A 21733-nucleotide genomic window follows, 5' to 3' on the forward strand; every position below is an offset into this window, starting at 1 on the left:
TGTTGCAAGCGGCGCGGCAGGTATGGGACACCAGTCGGGCAGGTCGTAACTACATTCCAGCCGCAGGAGTGCGCCAACTACTTCAAATCCTGCGGATATGACCCCGAGTAAAGTGGACGCGCTCTAGGAGCAGGGATTGCGAAGTCCGGTGACTTGCAGTTCGACGTCGGCTCCCAACCTCAGGACGGTGCCACGAGGAAGCGCCAGAAGATCGACGCCGCGCGTCGTCACGTTCTCGCCGAGGTCGGCCGGGGCGACATCGAACCCTTGTCGGCAAGCTCGTCCAGCAGCTCCGGTTGGATCAGATGGACCTGTCTGAGATTTGGCTGGCTCGGGTCGGCTCGTACTCGAGAACGGTGCTTGACCGTCACGCCCAGATGCGCGTCGCCCTCGACGCCGACCCGTCAGGATTCGGATTTCCTTCACTGACCTCTTCGAGAACCGGTGCCGGTCGTCGGTTGCGACTGCGATAACTGTCCGCCTTCCGTAGGAGCCTCCGCGCGTATCATCGACGCGTCTCCATAGCGTCAAGCGCTCGCAAGGGGAACTGACAATGCCGCTTAGAAGGCCGCATCATGATGTCATCGACGCTTTCCCTACGCGTCCGCTATCAACGCCGCCTCCGAGCCGGGAAGGTCGACGCGCCGGAGCCGGAAGAAGTACCGCCGGTCGTCGCCTTCGACGACCATCATGCCTGCAAGTTCGTCGTCACCAATTCGTCGAAAGTAGTCGACGATGGGCTGCCGGTCGTAGACCATCGCGGCCGTCTCTTCGACGTCGACGGCCTGCAGCTTTACCGACGCTGTCGTTCCCCGTGCGCGGAAAGCTTTCTGAAGATATGAAAACCAGTTGCGGGCGACGAACGAGCGCCCAAACCTCGCCAGACGGAGCGATAGCCTGATCGGAAAGAATGACGGCTCTATCGGAACGAGACGGCCGGGCCGCCACTGGAAGAGAAGGGCGTCCGCCCTTAGGTCAGGGTGAAACCTTTTGCCGAACCACTGCAGGTTTTCGAGCACGCCGTCGAGCGGATGTCCGGACGGTATGCCTTCGCCGCGCCAGAGGCCGACCATTTCGGCTGGAAGCACGGGCGGCAGACCGTCGAACCAGGCGATCCTCGTCGATGGCTGATCGTCGGTCATCCTTACTCCAGATGAAAAAGGGGTTGAGGCGATACCGGACAGGTGGGGCGCTCGACTGCCGTTTCGTTGGCCGCAGGGAGAAACCGGAAAAATCGCTGCGTTCACCATCCCTGTCGCGTCCGGTTGACACGGCCCGCGCTCGGAAAAAGGAATGCCGATCAAACGAGATGGTTCCGATTGTCTCTTCCACTAACGAGGAACAAGCAGGGAGTTGCCGAGGTTACCTGTTATCCAACAGGGAGATTTAACGATGGGAATTGACAAACCACAGGACGGTGCTCCGGGCACCACCGACCAGTCGCCACGCTGGGAAGGTCCGCAGGAGAACACGCCGCGCGGCTACATGCCTGCAAAAGATGATCCCGACAGAACGAAGGACGCCAACGGCGAAACCAACGCCGACCCGCAGGTAAAGAAGATCTCAGACGGCCTGAAGCAGAAGGGCGAATGACATGTCAGACGGCGAAAAAGATGCCAAGGGCCAGTATGCCAGGTCGGTCGGGAACCGCAAATCAACGGGCGTCCATAGTGCGAAGCCGACCGTGATCACCGGCTCGGAGGACGCAACCGAACATAAGACGCCTCCGGGGAAGAGGCCCGTCAAGGACTGGGATATCAACTTCGATCCCACCGATGAGAACGAAGGCCGGATGCGGTAGTTGCGTCAGTGTCGAAGCCGCGTTCAGCGCGCGGCTTCGACAGTAGTTGTTCGCCTAGCGGTTGCCCGGCAACACCTGGCTCTGCCGTACGTCGTCGATCGACTGGCTCTGCGACAGCCGATCATCGGCAGTGCGATCGCCTTCTGACACGTCCCGCTGATGACCCGTCGGAATCACGTCGTCGACGACGTCGTTCGGCAGATCTTCGGCGAGATCATATCCCCGCACGCGCGGAGACGTCGCTTGCGTGCTTCTGGTGTAGCGACCGACGCCCGCGGCGCTGCCGGCAGCCGCATCCGCCTGGAAGACGTCTTCCTTCGACGCCGCGGACTGCTGCCCGCCGGCGGTCCAGCCTTCTTCCCGCCAAAGATCCGCCCGTTCGTCGAGGTCGATCGATCCTTCGTCGTCGAGGATGTCGTGGGCAGTGTCGTAGTTGCTCTCGTTAACGGAAACCGAGACCAGGAAGCCGCCGCGGCGAAGGCCCTCGGCATAGACGTCTCGATCCTCGTCAGGGAAGAACCAGTCTCCCAGTCGCGACCAGAATCCAGAGCCTTCTGCTGCGGCTGCGGAACCTTCGCCATCGGCTTCATAGCCGGGCATGAGGCGAACGTCGGCGACGCCTGCCGACTTCAGCTTGTCGATGGCCGTCTCGGCGTCGCTTCTGCTGTCGAAGAATGCGGTCAACGTGTTCTTGGCGGGTCCGCCCGCAAAGTTGGGTGCGCCGTCGTTGTATAGGTTTGTCATTGAGTGCTCCTCCATGGTTGGTGGGGAGCGAACGAGTGTAACAGTCGAATGTTCCGGCAACGCCCTACGGGTCTAGACACGGGGAGCGCGTCCCGTACAGGTCGCCATCCGGATGGCACATTCGTTCGCATCCCATCGCGAACCGACGCCGTAGCCTCGCGAAGCTCGCTCTTGCTCCGAACTGTTCGACGAGGGCCTTGCGCTCAAGGCTGTCCCGAGACGGCATTCGACTTCGATGATCGCCACCCGGACGTCTTTCAATTAAGGCCAGGAGGTTTTCCGGCGCTGTCGTCGTTTTTCCACTTCTTCTCCGATGCTCTTCATGCCCGTCGGCGGCTAGCTGTCCGAAGGGAATTCCACAGGCGAGGCGCCGACGATGACAAAAATATTTTTCAATGACGACGCCCACTTACAGGTCCGGCTACGGTTTTGATTCATCTCGCTAATCTTCTGACTCCCTAATTCTCAGGAATAGATTCCTACTTTTCGCGCGTCTTGACGCCGCGATGATTAAGGAACAGAAAGGGAACAATCAAGTTTCCACGGCATGATGTCGTACCTGTTCCACCGCGATTTAGGAAGGATTCGTGACCGATGTCGGCTGCACGCGAGCTAGCCATCGCCGAGCTGCGCGACCGCATCTCCGCTCTCGAGGGTGGCGTCGCGAAGAAGGCCGGCAGCCTGCCGTTCGGCGTGCCGGATATCGATATGCGTCTTCCGGGAGGCGGTCTGGCATATGGAGCGCTTCATGAATTCGCGGGTGGGGGAAACGGCACCGTCGACGGCGCGGCGGCCGCATTGATCGCCGCCGGGATAGCCGCTCGGACCAAGGGGAAGGTCGTCTGGTGTCTGACGCGGCCGGATCTCTTCATGCCGGCGCTGGCGCAGGCGGGCCTTCATCCGGACAGGGTGATCTTCGCGGAGGCCGACAAGGAGGAGGACGTGCTCGCGAGCATGGAGGAGGCACTCAGCTACGGCGGCCTCGGCGCCGTGGTCGGAGAACTCGTCCGTCTGCCAATGGTCTCCTCGCGACGGCTGCAGCTTGCCGCCGAGAAGACTGGAACGATGGGCATCGCCGTTCGGCGCTGGCGACGGCAGACGGAAGCGAATGACTTCGGTCAGCCGACGGCGTCGACGACGAGATGGAGAGTGAGCGTGATGCCGAGCGATCCCTTGCCGGTGCCCGGCGTGGGACGGGCGAGGTGGCTTTTGGAATTGATGAGATCGCGTGCGGGCGAGTGTGCTGAGTTTGAAGTTGGAGCCTGCGATGACAAGGGTCGTATCCATATATCTACCAGATTTGGCGACAGACAGGATACGTCGGGCCGATCCCGCCATTCCGCCTGAACAGGCGATCGCGGTCATCGCGAGGTCGGGCTCGAAGCGATGGGTCGCGGCCGCCGACGCCGCCGCCATGAAGGCCGGCCTCCGCGTTGGAATGCCCGCCGCCAAAGCCCAGGCGCTGTTCCGGGGACTGACGATGGTCGACGCCGACCCGGTTGCCGACGCCGCTGCCCTCGAGCGCATTGCTTTATGGGCACTCGGAATCTACTCGCCCATCGTGGCGGTCGACGGCACGGACGGCCTCGTCCTCGACACTGAAGGCGCTGACCATCTCCAAGGCGGCGAGGAACTGATGCTGACGGGCGTCGCCAATCGGTTCCGGTCGACCGGCCTGACGGCAAGGGTGGCGATCGCCGACACGTGGGGTGCGGCCCACGCGTGCGCTCGGGCTATCACAAGAGAAACTGTCATCGTTCCCCGCGGTGAGATCGTCCGCGCCGTCGAGAAGCTTCCGCTCGCTCTGCTGCGGCTTCCGCCGAAAGTCGTCGATGATCTCCGGGTGTTGGGCTTCCGGACGATCGGCGAATTGGCCAACACTGCGCGGGCACCGCTCGCCATGCGCTTCGGCCCCGAGCTCGGCAGGCGTATCGACCAGATGTTCGGCCGCACGTCGGAACCGATAGAGCCGGTCCGCAGCCCGGAATGGATCGAGGTGACCCGCCAGTTCGCCGAGCCGATCGGGGCTGCGGAAACCATCAACAGATACGTCGGCCGTCTCGTGATCGAACTGGTCGCCAAGCTACAACGCAAGGGCTTGGGCGTCCGTCGTACAGATCTCATCGTGGAAAAGGTCGACGGGACGCGTCAGGCCATCCGCGCCGGAACCGCCAAGCCGGCCCGCGACGTCGCCTGGCTCACCAAGCTCTTCAAGGACCGCACGGAGAAGATCGAGCCGGGCTTCGGCATCGAACGCCTGACGCTCGTCGCAGTCGTGTCGGAGGCGCTCGAGGAAGAGCAACGCTCGTCGTCCCTGGTCGAAGAGGAGGAGGACGACGTTACGCCGCTGATCGACATTCTGGGGAACCGAGGGAACAAGGTCTATCGCCTCGCGCCCGTCGCTTCCGACGTGCCTGAACGCAGCGTCCAGCGCATCGCCGCGGCCGCCGAGCCGACGAACGAGACATGGCTTCACGACTGGAAGCGGCCGGTGCGCCTGCTGCACAATCCTGACATCGTGGAGGTGATGGCATTGATGCCTGACCATCCGCCAGCCTGGTTCTCCTGGCGCGGCAAGCGCCGCCGCGTGAAATGTGCCGACGGTCCCGAACGCGTCTTCGGCGAATGGTGGGTCCGCACGTCCGAGGTCGAGGCCGTGCGCGACTACTTCGTCGTCGAGGACGATGCGGGAGAGCGCTTCTGGCTCTATCGCTCCGGAGACGGCGTCGACGGGGGTACGAATTCGCACAAGTGGTTCATCCATGGAATTTTCGCTTGAAGGAGACGGACGTGCGATGAGATACGCCGAGCTTCAAGTCACCACGCACTTCTCGTTTCTTCGAGGAGCGTCGTCGGCCGACGAGCTGTTCGCCACCGCGAAGGAGCTCGGCATCGACGCCATCGGTGTGGTCGACCGAAATTCGCTAGCGGGAATCGTCCGAGCGCTGGAAGCCTCCCGCGCGACGGGCGTCCGCCTCGTTGTCGGATGCCGCCTCGATCTAACCGACGGGATGTCTCTTCTCGTCTACCCCACCGACCGCGCCGCTTACTCGCGGCTGACCCGTCTCCTGACGCTGGGGAAGTCGCGCGGCGGCAAGGGCAACTGCATACTATCGCTGGACGACGTCGCACTCTATGCCGAAGGACTTCTCGCGGTCCTCGTTCCCGACCTCCCGGACGAGGCATGCGCCGTCCAGCTCCGCAAGATTGCCGACCTGTTCGGCGACCGCGCCTACCTGACCCTTTCGCTGCGACGCCGCCCTAACGACCAAATGCGGCTGCACGAACTCTCCAAACTCGCTACCCGCTATCGCGTCCGCACCGTCGTCACCAACGACGTCCTCTTCCACGAGCCCGGTCGTCGCCAGCTTCAGGACGTCGTCACCTGCGTCCGCGAGCATACGACCATCGACGACGTCGGCTTTAAGCGTGAGCGCCACGCGGACAGATATCTCAAGCCGCCCGAGGAGATGGAACGCCTGTTTCCCCGCTATCGGGAAGCCCTGGGAAGGACGATGGAGATCGTCGACCGCTGTCGCTTCAGCCTCGAGGAACTGACCTACCAATACCCCGAAGAAGCCATTATCCCCGGCAAGACCGCGCAGGAATCCCTCGAGCACTATGTCTGGGAATGCATCCCGAACCGATATCCGGAAGGCCTCCCGCCCGACGTTTTGAAGACCGTTCGGCACGAACTTGATCTCATCAAGACGATGAAGTATGCGCCGTACTTTTTGACGGTGTTCTCGATCGTGCGCTTCGCGCGTTCGCAGGCAATCCTTTGTCAGGGCAGGGGATCGGCGGCCAATAGCGCGGTCTGCTACATCCTGGGCGTGACGTCCATCGACCCCAGCACGAACGACCTTCTGTTCGAGAGGTTCGTTTCGCAGGAACGCGACGAGCCGCCGGACATCGACGTCGATTTCGAGCACGAAAGGCGGGAAGAGGTCATCCAGTGGATCTACAAGACCTACACTCATCAGAAGGCGGCACTCTGCGCCACGGTCACGCGTTATCGGGCCAAGGGTGCGATCCGCGACGTCGGCAAGGCCCTCGGCCTGCCCGAGGACGTGATCAAAGCTCTTTCATCGGGCATGTGGTCTTGGTCGGAGGAGGTAAGCGATCGGAACGTCCGGGAGCTTAACCTCAACCCTGAGGACCGCCGTCTCGTCCTGACGCTTCGACTCGCCCAGCAGCTCATGGGCGCGCCCCGGCATCTAGGGCAACATCCTGGCGGATTTGTTTTAACGCACGACCGCCTCGACGACCTCGTGCCGATCGAGCCGGCGTCGATGAAGGATCGCCAGATCATCGAGTGGGACAAGGACGACGTCGAAGCTCTGAAGATGATGAAGGTCGATGTCCTCGCCCTCGGAATGTTGACCTGTATGGCCAAGGCCTTCGACTTAATCAGGGAGCACAAGGACGAGGATCTTGACCTGGCGAAGATCAAGCAGGAGGACAGCGCCACCTACGCGATGATCCGGCGCGCGGACACGCTCGGAACGTTTCAGATCGAATCCCGCGCTCAGATGGCCATGCTTCCACGCCTAAAGCCCAGGACGTTCTACGACCTCGTCGTGCAGGTGGCGATCGTCCGGCCTGGGCCTATCCAGGGCGACATGGTCCATCCCTATCTCCGCAGGCGCGAGGGCAAGGAGAAGGTCGAGTATCCGACGCCGGAACTTGAGGCGGTTCTCGGCAAGACGCTCGGCGTGCCGCTTTTTCAGGAGTCGGCCATGAGGGTCGCCATGGTCTGCGCCGGATTCACCGGCGGCGAGGCTGACCAGCTCCGCAAGTCGATGGCGACCTTCAAGTTCACCGGAGGCGTCTCCCGCTTCGAGGACAAACTCGTCGGCGGCATGGTGAAAAACGGCTACACCGCCGAATTCGCGGAGAAGACCTTCTCACAGCTCGAAGGGTTCGGCTCATACGGCTTCCCGGAATCGCACGCCGCAAGCTTCGCCTTGATCGCATACGCATCGAACTTCGTGAAGTGCCATCACCCGGATGTCTTCTGTGCCGCCTTGCTGAACAGCCAGCCGATGGGATTTTACGCGCCCGCGCAGATCGTCGGCGACGCCGCCAAGCACGGCGTCGAGATCCGCCCGGTCTGCATCAACCGGTCCCGCTGGGACTGCACGCTCGAGTGTATCGGGAACACGGAGCGCCACGCAGTGCGGCTCGGCATGAGGATGGTCAAAGGCTTGGCGGTCGCCGACGTCGCCCGGATCGTTGCCGCGCGCATGAACAAGGATTTCGAGAGCGTCGACGACGTTTGGCGACGGTCGAACGTGCCGACCGAAGCGCTCGTTCAGCTCGCCGAGGCCGACGCCTTCCTGGCCTCGCTGAAGCTGCAGCGCCGCGACGCGCTTTGGGCGATCAAGGCGTTGCGCGACGAGCCGCTTCCTCTCTTCGCAGCCGCCGTCGAGCGCGAAGCGGCAGTCATTCCTGAGCAGCAAGAGCCGGAAGTCGAGCTGCGGCAGATGACCGAGGGGCATAACGTCGTCGAGGACTACGGCCACGTCGGCCTCACCCTTCGCGAACATCCGATCGCGTTCCTTCGCCGCGATCTCGAAAAACAGAACATCGTCACCTGCGCGCATGCGATGAACGCCCGCGACCGCCGTTGGGTGTGCACCGCTGGATTGGTGCTCGTACGCCAGAAGCCGGGCAGCGCCAAGGGCGTCATGTTCCTGACGATCGAGGACGAGACCGGGCCGGCGAACGTCGTCGTCTGGTCGAGCCTGTTCGAGAAGCGGCGTCGCGTCGTCCTGGGCGCCAGCATGATGGCGATCCACGGCAAGATTCAGCGCGAGGGCGACGTAGTCCATCTCGTCGCCCAGCAGCTCTTCGATCTAAGCGGCGACTTGTCTGGCCTTGCCGACCGCGACATGGAGTTCAAGCTTCCGACGGGCAGGGGTGACGAGTTTGCGCACGGTTCGCCGGGAAGTCCGGATTCCCGAGACAGACCAAAGCCTGTTCCACAGCCACGGGACATCTTCGTCAGAGACCTTCACATCGACACGTTGAAGGTGAGGGCACGGAATTTCCACTGAGAGAGACCACCAGGAACTCGCCGGCATTCCCCACGTTGAGACTGCGAGGAGGAATACCAATGTCAGTTCCATTCGAGCCTATCGTGCCACCGAAGTTCGTGCCCCCGCTCGACAATCCGCCCGATCGAGGACGAACTTGGCCGCGAAGGATTCGAGAGCCCAAACAGGTTCCAGAAGTGGGTCGTAGTGGTGAGCGTTCAGCCTGCTTTGCGCGGGCGGGATCGATGCCCACCAATCATAAGTGAAACGGAGAGCCACTTGTCGCATCATCACTGGAAAGCCCAATGATGAGGTGATTTCCAATGCAGGCGTTTTATCAGGCCAATGTCCGCGTTGCGCCAATTGCGGTCATTGCTTCAATCAACAAGTTCCTTGTCGGAAATCACCAGGAGTATGTTCGACCGCGCCTAACCCGCCAACGACCTCAAGTCGGGATGCTTATGCTGAAAGGTCTCCCGTACTTGTAGGTCAGCTCCCACGCGAAAACATACCGACGATATGCTTCGCTCGCTCTTTGCGAAACGCCGCCCTGATCCGGCCGTGTCGCTCAAGTTCCGCGAGACCGTGAAGGGTAGCCCAGAAGGCCTCAGTCGCGACCTCAGCGTCAGCGCAAAATGGCTCAACGACTGCCATCATGGCACCGAACGTATCGCGCAAGACCTGAGGTGTATCGGACTTTGCAAACCGCAGACCGCTTGGAAGGATGAACATGGCTTCATACAAAGCCGGCCGTTCAAATGCGAATTCCAGGTAGGCGATCGCAACGTCTTCCATTGCTTCTGCCGGACTTGCGCCGCGGCGGACAGATGCCCGCAGCGCCGGCCCTAGCTCCCCAAACCCGTCCAGCGCGACTGCTCCGACAATTGCGTCGCGGCTTTCGAAATGGGCGTACAGGACAGGCTGGCTGTATTCGATCTCCTGAGCAAGTCGGCGGACGGTCACTGAGACCCAACCATCCTTTTCGGCAAGCATTCTTGCCGCGCCGATGATCCGCTGCTCCCGCGCCGCTTTCTCCCGCTCTTTACGTTCACTTATGCCCATACTTTCACCTTCAACCCGTCATCAAGGATTGTAGCGGCATAAATAATCCGACGCAATGGTTGACATTATAGCGTTGCTATATTTATTATCATCGATATTGTCACGCTGGTGATAAACACCGTTGGGGTTATTCAATGTCTCACTTCATCTCCTTCTCAGCAGGCAACGCTGCCACACTTGTGGCAGCCGCAGCATTTCTTCTCGGCGCGGTCATCAACGCGTTCGGCCGCAAGGGTGTCCAAGAAGAATTCGTTCGGTACGGATTTCCATCGTGGTGGCGCTGGGTCACCGCGATGCTTGAATTCGTAACCTCCGCTTTACTGGTCCTGCGCCCGACTTTCGCAATCGGCGCGGCACTCGGCGCCTGCATCATGGTCGCCGCAATCTTCGCTGTCGTTCGTGCCCGTGATTTCCGCCACATCCCCCCGCCAGCAGCGTTCCTGCTGCTTCTAATCATCGCAGCTTTCTTCCAGTTCTCATCGTAGCTGCGGCGGGAAACCGCCAGCTTCAATCATAGCAACCACCAAATCCAACCGCGCTGAATTCCATCGGCGAGGCGCATAACCACGGCATAAGGAGCCAGTCATGACCACATCGAATTCCGTCCCAGGCACCGTCATCGTCTACCATTCCGGCTACGGCCATACTCAACGCATGGCGGAGGCCGTCGCAGAAGGTGCTGGCGCAAAGCTCCTTGCGATTGACGCCGACGGCAACCTTTCCGACGACGGATGGACGGCTTTGGATGCCGCCGATGCCATCATCTTCGGCTCGCCGACTTACATGGGCGGACCAAGCTGGCAATTTAAGAAATTCGCAGATGCATCCTCAAAGCCGTGGTTTTCCGCGAAGTGGCAGGACAAGGTCTTCGGCGGCTTCACCAACAGCGCCAGCCTCAATGGGGACAAGCTGAATACGCTCCAATATTTTGTCCTTCTTTCGGGACAGCATGGTGGCCTATGGGTAAGCTTGGGTATCAAGCCATCGAACGTGAAGGCATCCGAGCGCGACGATGCGAACCGCATGGGATCATATGTCGGTCCGATGGCGCAATCGGACGCAGATGCGGCACCGGATGAAATGTCTGTGGGCGATCTCGAAACAGCGCGTCTCTACGGGGCGCGGGTTGCCGGTGTCGCTCGGCAGTACAAATCAGCTCATGGGGCATGACGTGGATTGCCTACCACCCTTAACATTGAGGTGAGGGGACCGGCCGGGCAATCACCTTCCGCGCAAGGAGCGCGGCAGGTTTAATCCCAGACCAGGTGTCCGCTTTGGGCCGATTGCGGCCATTGCGCTCGCGGTGTCTAGCGTTTACCTCAGCAGCCCGTCGCTTCCGAACTCCTCCCAAGGGCGGTTGTGGCCCCGCTGGTCATTGGATGACCTGGATGACCTTCCTGGAGGAAGGCTCGACGATGACACGCTGATCGTTGACAATCGCGTATGCATATGTTTGATCATCGGGAATCGACGTCACGACCACGGTCTCCGGCAGGGGCTGTCCGACGACGACCTTCTGCTTCACCACGACACGTTTGGTCGGGGCGGGAGCTTGCTGGACATAGGTCACCACCTTCTGCGGCGGCGGATCAATGACGCTACCCGCCACGCCACCGACGATACCACCGACGGCGGCACCGACCGGGCCGCCGACGACCGCGCCCGTTGGAGCACCACCTGCTGCGCCGGTTACCGTCGATGACTGCGCAAAGGCGGACGCCGATGCCAGCAAGATACTGGCGGCAATTCCTACTGCTTTGATATTCATCTGTTTTTCCTCCTTTTGGGCGGTTGACTGCCTAATGACATCGAGGACGAAATGGACCGCCTCGTGACGATCACAGACGATGATGTCGAAAAGGGTGCGACACGTATCCGCAATATCAGAGACACGAACTATGCCAACGCTAGGCGACGAGGGCAGAAAGTCGCGCCTCCCGAGATTGTCCCGCCGGAAATTGAGCTGGCGCTCGCGCGTGCTAGCGTCGAGCATAGCCGGTCAGGCACACTCGACTGGCTATTCTACCGACGCTGGCGGTTGTCCGAAGGCTGGCTATCAGATGAAGAGACTCGACGAGCGCTCGAAATATTCCACGATTGGCTTGCCCAGAATATGAGACGCGCCGTCATCAGCAAGCGGTACGAAGGCCTCGTCATGGCCGAACTGGGCTGGAAGCCACCGGCCAAAACGTTCGCCTCATAACTCTCGGCAACGATCTGTTCCCCTTGCTCGTCCCTCCACGCGCGCCACCAGCCGCTGGCAAGACCTACCCGGCGCACCGGCTTTTCGTATTTGAGTAAGCTGTAAAATCGACATAGGCCGAAAATCGTCAATCAAGCACTGATCCGGAAGGTGCGATCAGAACACCGCTTACCCTTGATCGGCGGCTCCGAAGCGGGCGGATCGACGATCACCGATGCGAACTCCACCGCATCATCGGGTGCAGGCAGGACCAACTTGCCCTGCCGCGCCATCGTTCTCCAAGTCGAGAGGTGGTTTGGCTTCAGGCCGTGTCGCTCTGCGACCTCATTGACCATCACGCCTGGCCGAAGACTTTCCGAAACGATCTGCGCCTTGACGTCGTCCGGCCAATGCCGATTCACCTCACGTCCAGACTTCCTGGTCGTGAGAACCTCCAATGTACTCTCCATGGAGAAACTCCCGCTGCTCGTCCATGAAAAGGCGATCGCAGATTAGGACGACGGGGGAACGTGGGAGTGGAACACCGGTTACCTATGATCCATCCGCGTGCGCGCCTCATTCCAGTCCGACATCGAGACAATCAAGTTTGGAGCCTTTCAATTCAGCCCTGAAAGGCTCCAGTGCGCCGGGCTACTTGGCGACATGCCAAACTCCGCCGACGCCGTCGCCGGTCATATCGCCAGGCTTCTTGTCTGCGGCGAAGGTGTAAAGCGGCTTTCCTTCGTAAGCCCACATCTCCTTGCCGTCGGCCGCCTTGACGAGTGACCATTCGCCTTCGGCCTTGGCCTTGGCGGCGGCGTGGAAGGCCGGCCATTTCTTCAAGCAGGCCTCGTCGCAGTTTGATTTGCCCATGGCGTCCTTGTCGAACGTATAGAGTGTCATACCTTTGGCGTTTGCCAGGATCTTACCCATTTTCGTGTCGACCATTTTGGCCGGTTCCGCTGCAAAGGCCGAAAAGACGGTTGCAGCCAACAGGCCCATGGAGACGATCAGCGTTTTCATGAATACCTCCAGTTCGGGAGTGCCAGCGGGATGCTGGTAGCGTCCGATGTGAGCAAGAAACGCTCCGGCGAAGTGGCGGTTCCGTGATCTGACTGACGGCGATACAGATTCGGATTTGTCTTGTGACCGGCAGAAGCGCGCGCATTTCCTTGCCCTAAGAGACCGCGCCGAAGGCCAGTATCAAGCCGATCTCGTCATTCTTCGCTGGAATACCCACGCCCCACGTCCGCTACCGGCGTCAGCGGATTGCCGGCTTCGTCGACGCTCGTGCGGATCACCATGTCCCGAGGTCGTCCCTCCACCACGGCCATGGCGTCTGCCGCGTTTATGGGTCGACCTCCGAGAGCCGGTCGCCGCCGTTGTCGAACAAGCGATCGAATAGCGGCGACGGGTAAACGACCAGAGGAGAGGATCGCATCAGAGGGTGTCGATCAGCCCTCCGTCGACGCGCATCGAAGCTCCAGTCGTTGCGGACGCCAACGGCGAGGCCAGGTAGGTGACGAGATTGGCGATTTCCTCGACGCTCGCAGCCCGTTGGATGATCGAGCTGCCGCGATGCTTCTTGACGAAGTCCGCCGCGACCTCCTCGATCGGCTTCCCCGTCTTCGCACGCTCGTCGGCGAGCATCGCCTCGACGCCTTCGGACAGCGTGGGGCCGGGGAGGACGGAGTTCACGGTGACGCCCGTGCCAGCCATGCGCTTGGCGAGGCCGCGGGCAACTGCAATGTCTGCGGTCTTGCTGACACCGTAGTGAATCATCTCGACCGGAATGTTGAAGCCGGATTCCGACGCGATGAAGACGACGCGGCCCCAGTCGAGCTTCTGCATGCCCGGTAGATAGGCGCGCGAAAGCCTGACGGCCGACATGACGTTTACCTGCCAGTGGCGGTCCCATACTTCGTCGTCCGTGTCGAAGAAATCGAGCGGCTGGAAGATGCCGGCGTTGTTGATGAGGATGTCCACATGAGGAACTTTGCCGACCAGGGTGCCGCATCCTTCAGCGGTCGCGACGTCGGCTGCGACGAACCTCACGCTTCCCTTGGCACCTTCGCCTTTCAGGCGGTCCGCCGCTTTCGCTGTCTTTTTTTCGGACCGGCCGTTGACCACCACGTCCGCGCCCGCCCTCGCGAGTTGGCGGACGATCGCGTATCCAATGCCTTCGGTCGATCCCGTGACTAGCGCGGTCTTGCCTGTGAGGTCGATTTGCATCTTCAGCTCCTGTGTGGTTGGAGCACAAAACGTATGAACTGCCGAGCGGTCTCACAACAGTCCAGCATGCGAATAATCCTTTCTGGCAGGGGAAGGAACTGAACGAAACCAATCAGGTTTGTTGTCAACGGGCCGCACACTAGGCTAGCTCCGAGATGGATTATATTAGTCGAAATCGCCGATACGGCCCGACTGGAAGACGATCATTGAATCGCCTTCCTCACCAACGGCGGGCTTTCCGTCCCGCGAGCCGACAAGGACGCCGACATGAGCTCGGGCTAGTTTCTTCGCTTCTTGACGGCCTCGGCGAGAGGCTGCTCACGGCGAATAGTGGCTGAACACGAAGTCCTTCGAGCGGTCCAGTTTGGTATGGCAGGCAAAACAGGACTTCAGGAGCGGCTCACTCTGGTTGGCGACGGCGTTCTCGAACTGGCCATATCCCCAGCCGCCACTCTCGGCGTATTTTTTCGAATCCTTTACGCTGATCTGCACGTTCGTGGGGTCGCCGGCCACGAAGGACTGCGGCGCCGGGAATACCGCATCGTTTTCAGGGGACGACTTATAAACGTACGCCAGGCGGGCAATCACCGTTCCATCCGGGAAGGGCCGCGTGCCGTCGCGGAAGGCCTTCACGGCGATGTCGTTTCCAAGGATCCCGCGGATGTCGTTGTTCTTCCCGGCTTCATGGGCGACCGTTATCATCTGCCAGCCGCGATATCCTTCGGGAAGACCGACCCCGTAGATCGGTGAGACGTTATCCGACACGCCGCTGGCCGCACTGACCGACACACCGATTGCGGCGACACCCGACCCCAGCAAACAGAACGCTGTGGTTTTTCGCATTTCAACCTCCCTCTGGATAGATCGTCGATACTGTCAGCGCTGCGAGGCTTCCTCCAATGATCTGGACGACCACGAAGAGCGTTACGGCCACCACCGACGCCCCCTGGGGCGTTGCGATCAGACTGATAGCCACCGCTGGGTTCGCGATCGACCCCGTCGGCGTCGAGAGGTCGCAGCCAGCAGCCATAGTCCGACTGCGAACGGCCCCACGAGTTTGTTCGTGCTTCGCGAGCAGCAGAAGACGACCGTCATCAAGCCGAACGATGACACGCCTTCGCTCGCCAATAACGAGACCGCTGGAAAATCGAAACCCGGTCGACCAGGCGGGGCACCGAAGACGATGGCGGAAACGAGCACTCCGGCCAGTCCTCCTGCGATCTGGGACACGATGTACCATAGGGTGCAGTCCAGCCTTCGTTGCCCCGAGAGCCACTGCATCAACGTGATCGTCGGATTGAAGTGTCCACCGGAGACCGCGCCGAAAGCCAGTATCAAGCCGATCAGACTTCCTGAGATCGCCATCGCAGACGAAAGCTCCGAGCTGCCGACATGCAGGCCGGACCCGACGACCGCGATCATCAGCATCGCAGTGCCTACGCCTTCCGCCAGCGACCGCCGGAGCAGCGATACGGTGCCGTCGTCCTCGACGAAGCATTTGCGTGAGGACGTCCTGCCAGGCCCTAGGCGTGCGACGCCCATCTCGCCTCCACGACGTCCATCTTCACAGCAAGTTCCTCGGGCGTGAGCAGTCCTTTCTGAAAAGCGATGTTTGCGAAGGCGGCGATCCATCTCTCGTAATAGGAAAGCTTGCCGACCAAGTCGGAGCCCAAGGACTCGACGCCGCGACGTTTCTCCTCGGTGTTGATGATCTTGTGGAAGTCGAGGACGTCCGCCAGCGCGTGGCAACGTTTCTCCCAGGGGAGCAGTTCGTGCTCGACCCTTTCGATCTTCGGCGCTTCCAGGCCCCCAATGTCGTTCGGAAGGCGCTTCAAGAGCTGTTCACTGCCGGTCATACCGCAACTCCCTTCGCTGGCGACTGGATCTGGATGACGCCGATCATCGCGTCGCGGGTGACCAGGGCGGCGAGCTGCTCTTCGTCGAAATCGTCGGTTCCGGCCGGGCGCAAAGGCAGGACAAGATACCGCTGGATGGCGGTCGAGTCGCTCACGCGGATCTCGACGTTGTCGGGAATGTCCGTGCCGAATTCCTCGAGCACCCTCCGCGGCTCGTAGACGGCACGCGCCCGGTAGGGCTTCAGCTTGTACCAGTCGGGGGGAAGCCCAAGGACCGGCCGCGGATAGCAGGAGCAGAGCGTGCAGACGATGAGGTTGTGGACCTTCGGCGTGTTCTCCAGCACGATAAGTTCGGTTTCGTCGTAGAAGGTAATGCCGAGTTCTTCGCAGCCGGTCCTGCCGTTCTTAAGCAGGCGGGCCTTGAACTCCGGATCGGTCCAGGCCCTTGCGACCACCTTCGCACCGAGTGCCGGGTTGCGGGAATCGAGCACTTCGATCTGCCGTCGGATTTCGCCGGCAGTGAAATATCCTTTTTCGATCATGAGCTCCTGAAACGCCGTTTCCATAATGTCGTAATAGCCGGGCGCTTCCGCCGTGACGATCGGAGCGTGATCGTGGTCATGTCCATGGGCGTGGTCTTCGTGCTCGGTCATTCTGAAGCTCCTTCCAGCCATGTTTCGAACACTTCAATCCGGAGGCCGTCGTCGGGCGAACCCGCGTAGTCGCTCCAGATCGACGTCATCGGTACGGCAATTCGATAGTAGTGACGAACGGCGCCCGCGTTCCGGCCGAACGCCTCTTCCTCGTTGTTGACGGCCTTCGGCGCCATGATCGCCTCGACGACCGCGGCCTTGCCACGCAGGTAGGTCGGCACCCGGTAGTGCCCGACCGGTGCCCGATCCGAAACTTTGACCGACTGCCCGACCGCGAAGATGGGCAGCTCGCCGAAGGCCGGCACGACGCCTTCGATCTTCCTCGTTGATGTATGGGCGGACTTCATCCGATCCTCCGATCATTCTCGCCGAACACTACGAGGACCACGCCGGGTGATATTTCGAATTCGTGCGATGGCATGATCGACGACGACGTGCTGGTTATCGGACGGTTTCGATAAACGGCTCGCCTTGCATCTGGTCTGATGCCAGCAGTTTGCATGCCTCACAAAGGAACCTTCCGATGACCCACATCGTCGTCCATCCAGCACCAATCCCATCGCCCATCTCCCCACAGGAACTCCTGCCCTGGACCGTCTTCGTTGGCCTCCTCCTGCTGATGGCACTCTACTTCGTTGGCGCGGAGCAGGGCGCAACCTCGCTCATACAGGGCGACGCCGTTCACGAGTTTGTACACGACGGCCGGCATCTGCTCGGCTTTCCGTGCCATTGAGGTGACCGCCATGGTTCAGAGACTTCTGCTAGCGGGAATGCTGTCTGGCCTGCTCGTCGCGCTGTTCGCCTTTTCATTCGCGCGCGTCTACGCGGAACCGACAATCGAACGCGCGATCTCCCTTGAGGAGCGCGGCACTCACGAACATGAAGCTGCCAAGGCGGGCGCGATCTCTCGAAGTACCCAACGTAACGCCGGCCTGCTCACGGGCCTCGCCGCATACTGCACGGCCCTCGGTGGACTACTGGCGATAGGGTTGGCATGCGTGCATGGCCGTCTGAGCTGCCGACCACAGTCGGCCGTCTGGACACTAGCCTCGGCAGGCTACGTCGCCCTCGTGCTGGTGCCCCAGCTCAAATATCCCGCGAACCCTCCCGGCGTCGGGAGCGCGGAGACCATTGCCTTCAGGACCGAACTGTACTTCGTCGTGATCATGGCAGCGGCCATGTGCATGGCGGCGTCGGCATGGATGGCCTACCGGACGAGACTGCGTACGGGGCAGGCGACGATGGTCTTGATCGGCATTGGGATGTTCGTACCTCTTGCGGGCTTGTTGATGGCGATGATGCCTGCGATCGCGGAAACGCCACACGATTTCCCCAGAGGCCTCCTGTTCGAATTTCGCGTACATGCTGCACTGCTGCAGTTAATCGTCTGGGGAGGGCTGGGCGCACTGTTCGGGCAGGCGGCCGAATATGTGGTCCAGCGCGATAGCCGGATGGAAGGCGTTGCGAGCCATGAGATACCGAACGCCTGACCGCGTTCATAACTGGCTTTCGTCGGCACTCAGGATTAGCATCCCGGCTTGGGATTGCGGAGCAGTGGCACCGATGAATGAAGTCTCGGCCGCTGGAGTCCGGAGGAACGGTCTTCGAATTCGCAATACCGTACGCAAGGGGGGAGAATGAACCAGAAACAGCGTGAGGAGCCCTCCGCGCAGGTCGTCGTTATAGAAGACGACGCCGGCGTGCGCGAGTCGCTTGTCGGCCTGCTGAGGTCGATGAAGTTCAACGTGACCGCGTTTTCCTCAGCAACCGAATTCTCATCGAAAGGTCAGTTGGGGTCAGTCGGCTGCATGATCCTGGATGTGCGGCTCCCCGGCCAGAGCGGCATCGAGTTCTACGAGGAGGTGCAGACCCGCGGTTTCCACAGGCCGGTGATCTTCATGAGCGGCCATGCAGATGTTCCGATCGCAGTGCGGGCGATGAAGGCGGGCGCGGTGGAATTCCTGACGAAACCGGTACGCGAGCAGGACCTCCTGGATGCCGTCCACGCCGCGATGAAGCGGGATAACCGCTCGACGATGAAGGAGGAGGCTGCTGCCAGCGCCCGAGCGAACTACGAGACGCTGACAAAACGCGAGCAGGAAGTTCTGATCCGGGTGGTGGAGGGCCAGCGTAACAAACAGATCTCCACCGCGTTAGGAATCACGGAGGCGACGGTCAAACTGCATAGAGGAAATGTTATGCAAAAGATGCATGTCCAGACCCTCCCGGAACTGGTTCGGCATTATGACCTGCTCGAGTTGGAAGAGCAGGCGAACACCTCGACTAAAGGCTAGTTCTAATAGAATTTTTTGAGACGTTAGTCGCATTGCGAGCGTTAAATCCCGGCCATAGGATTACAGCGATTGGATCGATTGATGGTTGATGCGTCGAAGACCTCCCTGGTAGTTTGCGTAGAAGATGACGAGCCGGTCCGTGACGCGCTCAGAGGACTGCTGCGCGCCAACGGCATTCGCGTTGCCGCCTTCGCGTCGGCCGAAGAATTCCTCGCGTCCACGGAGCTGCAGACTGCTGCCTGCCTGGTTACCGATATCCAGCTCGGCGGGATTTCGGGACTGGACCTGCTGGACAAGCTGTCCGGGATGACCAGAAGGATTCCTTCAATTCTAATCACCGCCCACTCCGACGTCGCGGTCGGCGACCGCGCCAGGAATTCAGGGGCGTCGCGTATTTTCCTGAAGCCCGTCAGTCCGACCGACTTGCTGGAAGCGATCAGGACGGCTCTGGCGAGCGGTCCTGCTTCCACGCCGTAAGGGCGGTCGTCACAACTAGTCGCACCGGAACCAACGGCACCTCACGAGATCTAACTCGACTTCATCGCCCGCTCCGGAGGAAATTGAGGGCGCGGTGGACGGACGCGCGATCGAAGAAACGAGCCAGGAAGCCCGCCATGACGACGCCTGCCAGGAGCGCCTCTTCCCAGACGGCCAGAGACATCATCGGACCTTCTCCGCTAATCGCCATCGAGGACGAGCCGATGCCGAAGCTTATCGTGGATTCACCGCTTCCCCAGCCATTGTCCCGTGGCCTCGCGTTCATCCAATATCGGGCGGAGAACATCCGCATTGTCCCCGTTTTCGGAGAAGGCGCGCTGCAGGTCTCGCCCCGCGTAGGGCACGTCCATGTGACCGTCGACGATCTGCCATGGCACTTCGTCGACGCCAGTGGCGAGACGTTGATCGTCGTCGGCCTTCCGGCCGGGGAGCACAAGGTTCTCGTGGAACTGGCCGATCCGAGACATCACGTGATCACGGCGGAGATGGTTAGCTTTTTCGTGCCCGAGAAGAAGAAGGTTTGAAGGACTCGAGCTCCCAAGGCGATCACATGCGGAACGTCGCCGATCTCAGTGGTATTGCCATCACGGTAAAGTAGGGGCCGTCGCTCTGCTCGTCGTCCCTTCAGTCGGCCCACTACGCTGAATACAAAGGTCGGCTTTCAGCGCTACGATCTAGGAAGCGGCCGTTCCACTCCTTGATGGGATAGGCTATCGAATACCGGGCGAACGTGCCGCGACGAATCCCCGGAAGGCCAGATGCCGTCTTCCAGGGATAGGGTCTTCTCAGAAAAATGGATCGCCTCAGGCGGCTTCGCGCTCGACCTTCGGGAAGTCGACGTCGGTTTGGAAGACTTCGTTTATGTAGTTCGTGAAGGTGTTGGCCGCGACATGCGCGACGATCTCAAGAACCTCGCCGTCATCGAAGCCGGCAGCCTTCAGCCCCTCCACTTCCTGTTCGGAAACGCCGCCCCTTGCTTCGGCGACCCTGACCGCAAATTTGACGGCGGCGTCGGCTTTTGCGTCAGAAGACCCACCGTGACGGGCGGCAGCGATTTCCTCAAGACTGAGCTTGGTTACGTGGGTGCCGGTGTAGGTATGGGCGGCAAGGCAATATTGGCAGCCGTTCTTCTGGGCGATTGCCAACGCGATGCGCTCGCGGATCTTCTTGTCGAGCTTGCCCTTGCCGAGCGCTCCGTTGAGGGCCGCGTAAGCTTCTAGCACGGCGGGGCTGGTCGACATCATTCGGAACACGTTGGGCAGTGCGCCGATCTGCCTCTTGATCGCCTCCAGCGTCGGCTTGGAAGCTTCAGGCGCCGCGTCGAGTGTCGCGGGAATTGGAATTCGAGCCATCTTCAATCTCCTTTGTTGCTTCAGGTCCTGGTTGTTGTGCGTGAAGCCGGTTCTTAATGCAGATCGTGCGGAAGGTATCCTTCCGGCTCTCCCGGCAGGTGTTCGATGACGGCTGCGGCGTCGACCACATGCTCGAGGCTGCTCACCATTGCGGCGGACCGGCGGGACTCCCGCCATTTCCGCGGTGTGATCGCGGTGATCCTCTTGAAGACCGTGGTGAAATGCGGCTGGTTTTGGAAGCCCGTCTGCAAGGCGATCTCGACGAGGGCCAGATCGGTGCAAATCAACAGTCTGGCTGCGGCCTGAATTCGCATTCGTAGAAGGAATTCATGGGCGCTCATCGAGGTGGCCGCCTTGAATGTGGCCGCGAAATGCGCCCTCGAGAACCCGGCGACGTCCGCCAGCTCTTCCAGCGACATCCGCTGATCAAGACGGGATTCCGCATATCGTCTAACGCGACCGAGACGCCACGCCGAGAGGGGGTGAACGCGGGGTAGCGATCGATAGCGCTCGAACGCCATCCGCGAGAAATCCCTGGTGAGTTCGCTCCTTCGCGCGGGCGAACTTTCGGAGATCTCGCCGACCAGCTCCGCCAGCCGGATGTCACGGATGTTGAACCTTCCTCCAACCACGGAGCAGGGGCGCCAATAAGGCTCTCGCAGGAACGTGAGCACATAGAGACAGGCATCGGACTGCAGCTCGACGGCGATGGGGTCGGGGCCTTCCACGAAGGTGACGCTGTCCTCGATCATCAGCCCCTGAAAAAGCACGCGCCCCTTCTGCTCGAGGCGCAGTTCGGAATCGCGAGCCGCGACGACGAACGTCCCGACGCCGGAACCCAGCGAGGTTGTGATCGCCCGGTTTCCGTTTCCCCGTGTCAGCTTCGCCAAGGAGATGTTCGGGTCGGCGGCGCTGAAGTGCTCGACATGCAGGCAGTCGTCGATGGTTTCGAAGACGTCGCGTATGCTGCCCAAGCTCACCTTGATGGCGATATCGGTCTGCATTGGCTGCTCCTCATAAA

Annotated in this window: 28 protein-coding genes and 1 pseudogene; 13 read left to right on the plus strand and 16 right to left on the minus strand. The window is 61.0% G+C overall.

What is annotated here, in order from left to right:
• Nucleotides 1-126 precede the first annotated feature (126 nt).
• Nucleotides 127-531 (minus strand): annotated as a pseudogene (locus HJB84_RS33525) (MOSC domain-containing protein); the annotation flags it as partial.
• 65 nt (nucleotides 532-596) lie between these two features.
• Nucleotides 597-1142 carry a GXWXG domain-containing protein gene (locus HJB84_RS10590; RefSeq protein WP_221115881.1) on the minus strand — a complete coding sequence of 182 codons (546 nt, stop codon included), beginning with the start codon at nucleotides 1140-1142 and terminating at the stop codon, nucleotides 597-599.
• A gap of 250 nt (nucleotides 1143-1392) precedes the next feature.
• On the opposite strand from HJB84_RS10590, the gene HJB84_RS10595 reads away from it, so the two are divergent.
• A complete protein-coding gene (locus HJB84_RS10595) occupies nucleotides 1393-1593 on the plus strand; it encodes a hypothetical protein (protein ID WP_221115882.1) in 201 nt (66 codons plus the stop codon).
• Between the two features lies 1 nt (nucleotide 1594).
• Nucleotides 1595-1801, plus strand: a complete 207-nt coding sequence (locus HJB84_RS10600) for a hypothetical protein (protein ID WP_221115883.1) — start codon at nucleotides 1595-1597, stop codon at nucleotides 1799-1801.
• Nucleotides 1802-1855: 54 nt separating this feature from the next.
• Here the strand turns inward: HJB84_RS10600 and HJB84_RS10605 are convergent, their stop codons facing one another.
• Nucleotides 1856-2545 carry a hypothetical protein gene (locus tag HJB84_RS10605; protein ID WP_221115884.1) on the minus strand — a complete coding sequence of 230 codons (690 nt, stop codon included), beginning with the start codon at nucleotides 2543-2545 and terminating at the stop codon, nucleotides 1856-1858.
• 594 nt (nucleotides 2546-3139) lie between these two features.
• Here HJB84_RS10605 and HJB84_RS10610 point away from each other — a divergent pair.
• Genes HJB84_RS10610 through HJB84_RS10620 form a run of 3 tightly spaced genes read left to right on the plus strand, consistent with a single transcriptional unit; the run spans nucleotide 3140 to nucleotide 8604 of the window.
• The gene (locus tag HJB84_RS10610; protein WP_221115885.1) at nucleotides 3140-3892 is read left to right on the plus strand and encodes an ImuA family protein; all 753 of its coding nucleotides are present in this window, start codon (nucleotides 3140-3142) and stop codon (nucleotides 3890-3892) included.
• Nucleotides 3813-5324, plus strand: coding sequence for a DNA polymerase Y family protein (locus HJB84_RS10615; protein ID WP_221115886.1), 1512 nt, complete (start codon nucleotides 3813-3815; stop codon nucleotides 5322-5324). Before HJB84_RS10610 ends, HJB84_RS10615 begins: the two co-directional genes overlap by 80 nt.
• A gap of 16 nt (nucleotides 5325-5340) precedes the next feature.
• The gene (locus HJB84_RS10620) at nucleotides 5341-8604 is read left to right on the plus strand and encodes an error-prone DNA polymerase (protein ID WP_221115887.1); all 3264 of its coding nucleotides are present in this window, start codon (nucleotides 5341-5343) and stop codon (nucleotides 8602-8604) included.
• Between the two features lie 468 nt (nucleotides 8605-9072).
• On the opposite strand, the gene HJB84_RS10625 is transcribed toward HJB84_RS10620, so the two are convergent.
• Nucleotides 9073-9645, minus strand: coding sequence for a TetR/AcrR family transcriptional regulator (locus tag HJB84_RS10625; RefSeq protein ID WP_221115888.1), 573 nt, complete (start codon nucleotides 9643-9645; stop codon nucleotides 9073-9075).
• Nucleotides 9646-9779: 134 nt separating this feature from the next.
• Between HJB84_RS10625 and HJB84_RS10630 the strand changes: the two genes are divergently transcribed.
• The gene (locus tag HJB84_RS10630) at nucleotides 9780-10130 is read left to right on the plus strand and encodes a DoxX family protein (RefSeq protein WP_221115889.1); all 351 of its coding nucleotides are present in this window, start codon (nucleotides 9780-9782) and stop codon (nucleotides 10128-10130) included.
• 100 nt (nucleotides 10131-10230) lie between these two features.
• A complete protein-coding gene (locus HJB84_RS10635; RefSeq protein WP_221115890.1) occupies nucleotides 10231-10815 on the plus strand; it encodes a flavodoxin family protein in 585 nt (194 codons plus the stop codon).
• 202 nt (nucleotides 10816-11017) lie between these two features.
• Here HJB84_RS10635 and HJB84_RS10640 read toward each other — a convergent pair whose 3' ends face one another.
• Nucleotides 11018-11413 carry a DUF1236 domain-containing protein gene (locus HJB84_RS10640; protein ID WP_221115891.1) on the minus strand — a complete coding sequence of 132 codons (396 nt, stop codon included), beginning with the start codon at nucleotides 11411-11413 and terminating at the stop codon, nucleotides 11018-11020.
• Between the two features lie 51 nt (nucleotides 11414-11464).
• On the opposite strand from HJB84_RS10640, the gene HJB84_RS10645 reads away from it, so the two are divergent.
• The gene (locus HJB84_RS10645) at nucleotides 11465-11848 is read left to right on the plus strand and encodes a hypothetical protein (protein WP_259671063.1); all 384 of its coding nucleotides are present in this window, start codon (nucleotides 11465-11467) and stop codon (nucleotides 11846-11848) included.
• 131 nt (nucleotides 11849-11979) lie between these two features.
• Here HJB84_RS10645 and HJB84_RS10650 read toward each other — a convergent pair whose 3' ends face one another.
• From HJB84_RS10650 to HJB84_RS10685, 9 genes are all read right to left on the minus strand, one after another.
• A complete protein-coding gene (locus HJB84_RS10650; RefSeq protein ID WP_259671064.1) occupies nucleotides 11980-12285 on the minus strand; it encodes a transposase in 306 nt (101 codons plus the stop codon).
• A gap of 193 nt (nucleotides 12286-12478) precedes the next feature.
• Nucleotides 12479-12850: a hypothetical protein gene (locus tag HJB84_RS10655; RefSeq protein ID WP_221115893.1), complete on the minus strand. Its 372-nt coding sequence runs from the start codon at nucleotides 12848-12850 to the stop codon at nucleotides 12479-12481.
• A 417-nt stretch (nucleotides 12851-13267) separates the two neighbouring features.
• A complete protein-coding gene (locus HJB84_RS10660; protein ID WP_221115894.1) occupies nucleotides 13268-14059 on the minus strand; it encodes an SDR family NAD(P)-dependent oxidoreductase in 792 nt (263 codons plus the stop codon).
• 318 nt (nucleotides 14060-14377) lie between these two features.
• On the minus strand, nucleotides 14378-14902 hold the full coding sequence (locus HJB84_RS10665) for a cytochrome P460 family protein (RefSeq protein WP_221115895.1): 525 nt from the start codon (nucleotides 14900-14902) through the stop codon (nucleotides 14378-14380).
• Between the two features lies 1 nt (nucleotide 14903).
• Complete coding sequence (locus tag HJB84_RS33535; protein WP_259671065.1) at nucleotides 14904-15035, minus strand: hypothetical protein; 132 nt, start codon at nucleotides 15033-15035, stop codon at nucleotides 14904-14906.
• Complete coding sequence (locus HJB84_RS10670) at nucleotides 15020-15601, minus strand: aquaporin (RefSeq protein ID WP_259671066.1); 582 nt, start codon at nucleotides 15599-15601, stop codon at nucleotides 15020-15022. Before HJB84_RS10670 ends, HJB84_RS33535 begins: the two co-directional genes overlap by 16 nt.
• Nucleotides 15583-15915: an SH3-like domain-containing protein gene (locus tag HJB84_RS10675; RefSeq protein ID WP_221115896.1), complete on the minus strand. Its 333-nt coding sequence runs from the start codon at nucleotides 15913-15915 to the stop codon at nucleotides 15583-15585. Before HJB84_RS10675 ends, HJB84_RS10670 begins: the two co-directional genes overlap by 19 nt.
• Complete coding sequence (locus HJB84_RS10680; RefSeq protein ID WP_221115897.1) at nucleotides 15912-16568, minus strand: nitrile hydratase subunit alpha; 657 nt, start codon at nucleotides 16566-16568, stop codon at nucleotides 15912-15914. Before HJB84_RS10680 ends, HJB84_RS10675 begins: the two co-directional genes overlap by 4 nt.
• Nucleotides 16565-16915: an SH3-like domain-containing protein gene (locus HJB84_RS10685; RefSeq protein WP_221115898.1), complete on the minus strand. Its 351-nt coding sequence runs from the start codon at nucleotides 16913-16915 to the stop codon at nucleotides 16565-16567. The genes HJB84_RS10680 and HJB84_RS10685 overlap by 4 nt, the downstream gene beginning before the upstream one ends.
• 176 nt (nucleotides 16916-17091) lie before the next feature.
• Between HJB84_RS10685 and HJB84_RS10690 the strand changes: the two genes are divergently transcribed.
• The 5 genes from HJB84_RS10690 (at nucleotide 17092) to HJB84_RS10710 (ending at nucleotide 19884) form a co-directional block, all read left to right on the plus strand.
• Nucleotides 17092-17301, plus strand: a complete 210-nt coding sequence (locus HJB84_RS10690; protein WP_221115899.1) for a CbtB-domain containing protein — start codon at nucleotides 17092-17094, stop codon at nucleotides 17299-17301.
• Nucleotides 17302-17311: 10 nt separating this feature from the next.
• Nucleotides 17312-18058 carry a CbtA family protein gene (locus tag HJB84_RS10695; protein ID WP_221115900.1) on the plus strand — a complete coding sequence of 249 codons (747 nt, stop codon included), beginning with the start codon at nucleotides 17312-17314 and terminating at the stop codon, nucleotides 18056-18058.
• A gap of 147 nt (nucleotides 18059-18205) precedes the next feature.
• Nucleotides 18206-18862: a response regulator transcription factor gene (locus HJB84_RS10700; RefSeq protein WP_221115901.1), complete on the plus strand. Its 657-nt coding sequence runs from the start codon at nucleotides 18206-18208 to the stop codon at nucleotides 18860-18862.
• Between the two features lie 81 nt (nucleotides 18863-18943).
• Nucleotides 18944-19339: a response regulator transcription factor gene (locus HJB84_RS10705; protein ID WP_221115902.1), complete on the plus strand. Its 396-nt coding sequence runs from the start codon at nucleotides 18944-18946 to the stop codon at nucleotides 19337-19339.
• Between the two features lie 137 nt (nucleotides 19340-19476).
• Entirely contained in the window at nucleotides 19477-19884 is a 408-nt protein-coding gene (locus HJB84_RS10710; protein WP_221115903.1) for a DUF6130 family protein, read from the plus strand.
• 279 nt (nucleotides 19885-20163) lie between these two features.
• Here HJB84_RS10710 and HJB84_RS10715 read toward each other — a convergent pair whose 3' ends face one another.
• Nucleotides 20164-20712 carry a carboxymuconolactone decarboxylase family protein gene (locus HJB84_RS10715; protein WP_221115904.1) on the minus strand — a complete coding sequence of 183 codons (549 nt, stop codon included), beginning with the start codon at nucleotides 20710-20712 and terminating at the stop codon, nucleotides 20164-20166.
• Between the two features lie 53 nt (nucleotides 20713-20765).
• On the minus strand, nucleotides 20766-21716 hold the full coding sequence (locus tag HJB84_RS10720) for a helix-turn-helix domain-containing protein (protein ID WP_221115905.1): 951 nt from the start codon (nucleotides 21714-21716) through the stop codon (nucleotides 20766-20768).
• Between the last annotated feature and the right edge of the window lie 17 nt (nucleotides 21717-21733).

It is taken from the genome of Rhizobium sp. NZLR1b, assembly GCF_019685155.1.
In the GTDB taxonomy this organism is placed as follows: domain Bacteria; phylum Pseudomonadota; class Alphaproteobacteria; order Rhizobiales; family Rhizobiaceae; genus Rhizobium.

Excerpts from the sequence above, each read along its gene's own strand:
- HJB84_RS10720 (WP_221115905.1), bottom strand. The coding sequence starts at position 21,716 with ATGCAGACCGATATCGCCATCAAGGTGAGCTTGGGCAGCATACGCGAC.
- HJB84_RS10690 (WP_221115899.1), top strand. The coding sequence starts at position 17,092 with ATGACCCACATCGTCGTCCATCCAGCACCAATCCCATCGCCCATCTCC.
- HJB84_RS10685 (WP_221115898.1), bottom strand. The coding sequence starts at position 16,915 with ATGAAGTCCGCCCATACATCAACGAGGAAGATCGAAGGCGTCGTGCCG.
- HJB84_RS10600 (WP_221115883.1), top strand. The coding sequence starts at position 1,595 with ATGTCAGACGGCGAAAAAGATGCCAAGGGCCAGTATGCCAGGTCGGTC.
- HJB84_RS10595 (WP_221115882.1), top strand. The coding sequence starts at position 1,393 with ATGGGAATTGACAAACCACAGGACGGTGCTCCGGGCACCACCGACCAG.
- HJB84_RS10705 (WP_221115902.1), top strand. The coding sequence starts at position 18,944 with ATGGTTGATGCGTCGAAGACCTCCCTGGTAGTTTGCGTAGAAGATGAC.
- HJB84_RS10605 (WP_221115884.1), bottom strand. The coding sequence starts at position 2,545 with ATGACAAACCTATACAACGACGGCGCACCCAACTTTGCGGGCGGACCC.
- HJB84_RS10695 (WP_221115900.1), top strand. The coding sequence starts at position 17,312 with ATGGTTCAGAGACTTCTGCTAGCGGGAATGCTGTCTGGCCTGCTCGTC.
- HJB84_RS10700 (WP_221115901.1), top strand. The coding sequence starts at position 18,206 with ATGAACCAGAAACAGCGTGAGGAGCCCTCCGCGCAGGTCGTCGTTATA.
- HJB84_RS10635 (WP_221115890.1), top strand. The coding sequence starts at position 10,231 with ATGACCACATCGAATTCCGTCCCAGGCACCGTCATCGTCTACCATTCC.
- HJB84_RS10680 (WP_221115897.1), bottom strand. The coding sequence starts at position 16,568 with ATGACCGAGCACGAAGACCACGCCCATGGACATGACCACGATCACGCT.
- HJB84_RS10630 (WP_221115889.1), top strand. The coding sequence starts at position 9,780 with ATGTCTCACTTCATCTCCTTCTCAGCAGGCAACGCTGCCACACTTGTG.
- HJB84_RS10610 (WP_221115885.1), top strand. The coding sequence starts at position 3,140 with ATGTCGGCTGCACGCGAGCTAGCCATCGCCGAGCTGCGCGACCGCATC.
- HJB84_RS10710 (WP_221115903.1), top strand. The coding sequence starts at position 19,477 with ATGACGACGCCTGCCAGGAGCGCCTCTTCCCAGACGGCCAGAGACATC.
- HJB84_RS10645 (WP_259671063.1), top strand. The coding sequence starts at position 11,465 with ATGGACCGCCTCGTGACGATCACAGACGATGATGTCGAAAAGGGTGCG.
- HJB84_RS10660 (WP_221115894.1), bottom strand. The coding sequence starts at position 14,059 with ATGCAAATCGACCTCACAGGCAAGACCGCGCTAGTCACGGGATCGACC.
- HJB84_RS10590 (WP_221115881.1), bottom strand. The coding sequence starts at position 1,142 with ATGACCGACGATCAGCCATCGACGAGGATCGCCTGGTTCGACGGTCTG.
- HJB84_RS10615 (WP_221115886.1), top strand. The coding sequence starts at position 3,813 with ATGACAAGGGTCGTATCCATATATCTACCAGATTTGGCGACAGACAGG.
- HJB84_RS10655 (WP_221115893.1), bottom strand. The coding sequence starts at position 12,850 with ATGAAAACGCTGATCGTCTCCATGGGCCTGTTGGCTGCAACCGTCTTT.
- HJB84_RS10625 (WP_221115888.1), bottom strand. The coding sequence starts at position 9,645 with ATGGGCATAAGTGAACGTAAAGAGCGGGAGAAAGCGGCGCGGGAGCAG.
- HJB84_RS10670 (WP_259671066.1), bottom strand. The coding sequence starts at position 15,601 with ATGGGCGTCGCACGCCTAGGGCCTGGCAGGACGTCCTCACGCAAATGC.
- HJB84_RS10620 (WP_221115887.1), top strand. The coding sequence starts at position 5,341 with ATGAGATACGCCGAGCTTCAAGTCACCACGCACTTCTCGTTTCTTCGA.
- HJB84_RS10640 (WP_221115891.1), bottom strand. The coding sequence starts at position 11,413 with ATGAATATCAAAGCAGTAGGAATTGCCGCCAGTATCTTGCTGGCATCG.
- HJB84_RS10715 (WP_221115904.1), bottom strand. The coding sequence starts at position 20,712 with ATGGCTCGAATTCCAATTCCCGCGACACTCGACGCGGCGCCTGAAGCT.
- HJB84_RS10665 (WP_221115895.1), bottom strand. The coding sequence starts at position 14,902 with ATGCGAAAAACCACAGCGTTCTGTTTGCTGGGGTCGGGTGTCGCCGCA.
- HJB84_RS10675 (WP_221115896.1), bottom strand. The coding sequence starts at position 15,915 with ATGACCGGCAGTGAACAGCTCTTGAAGCGCCTTCCGAACGACATTGGG.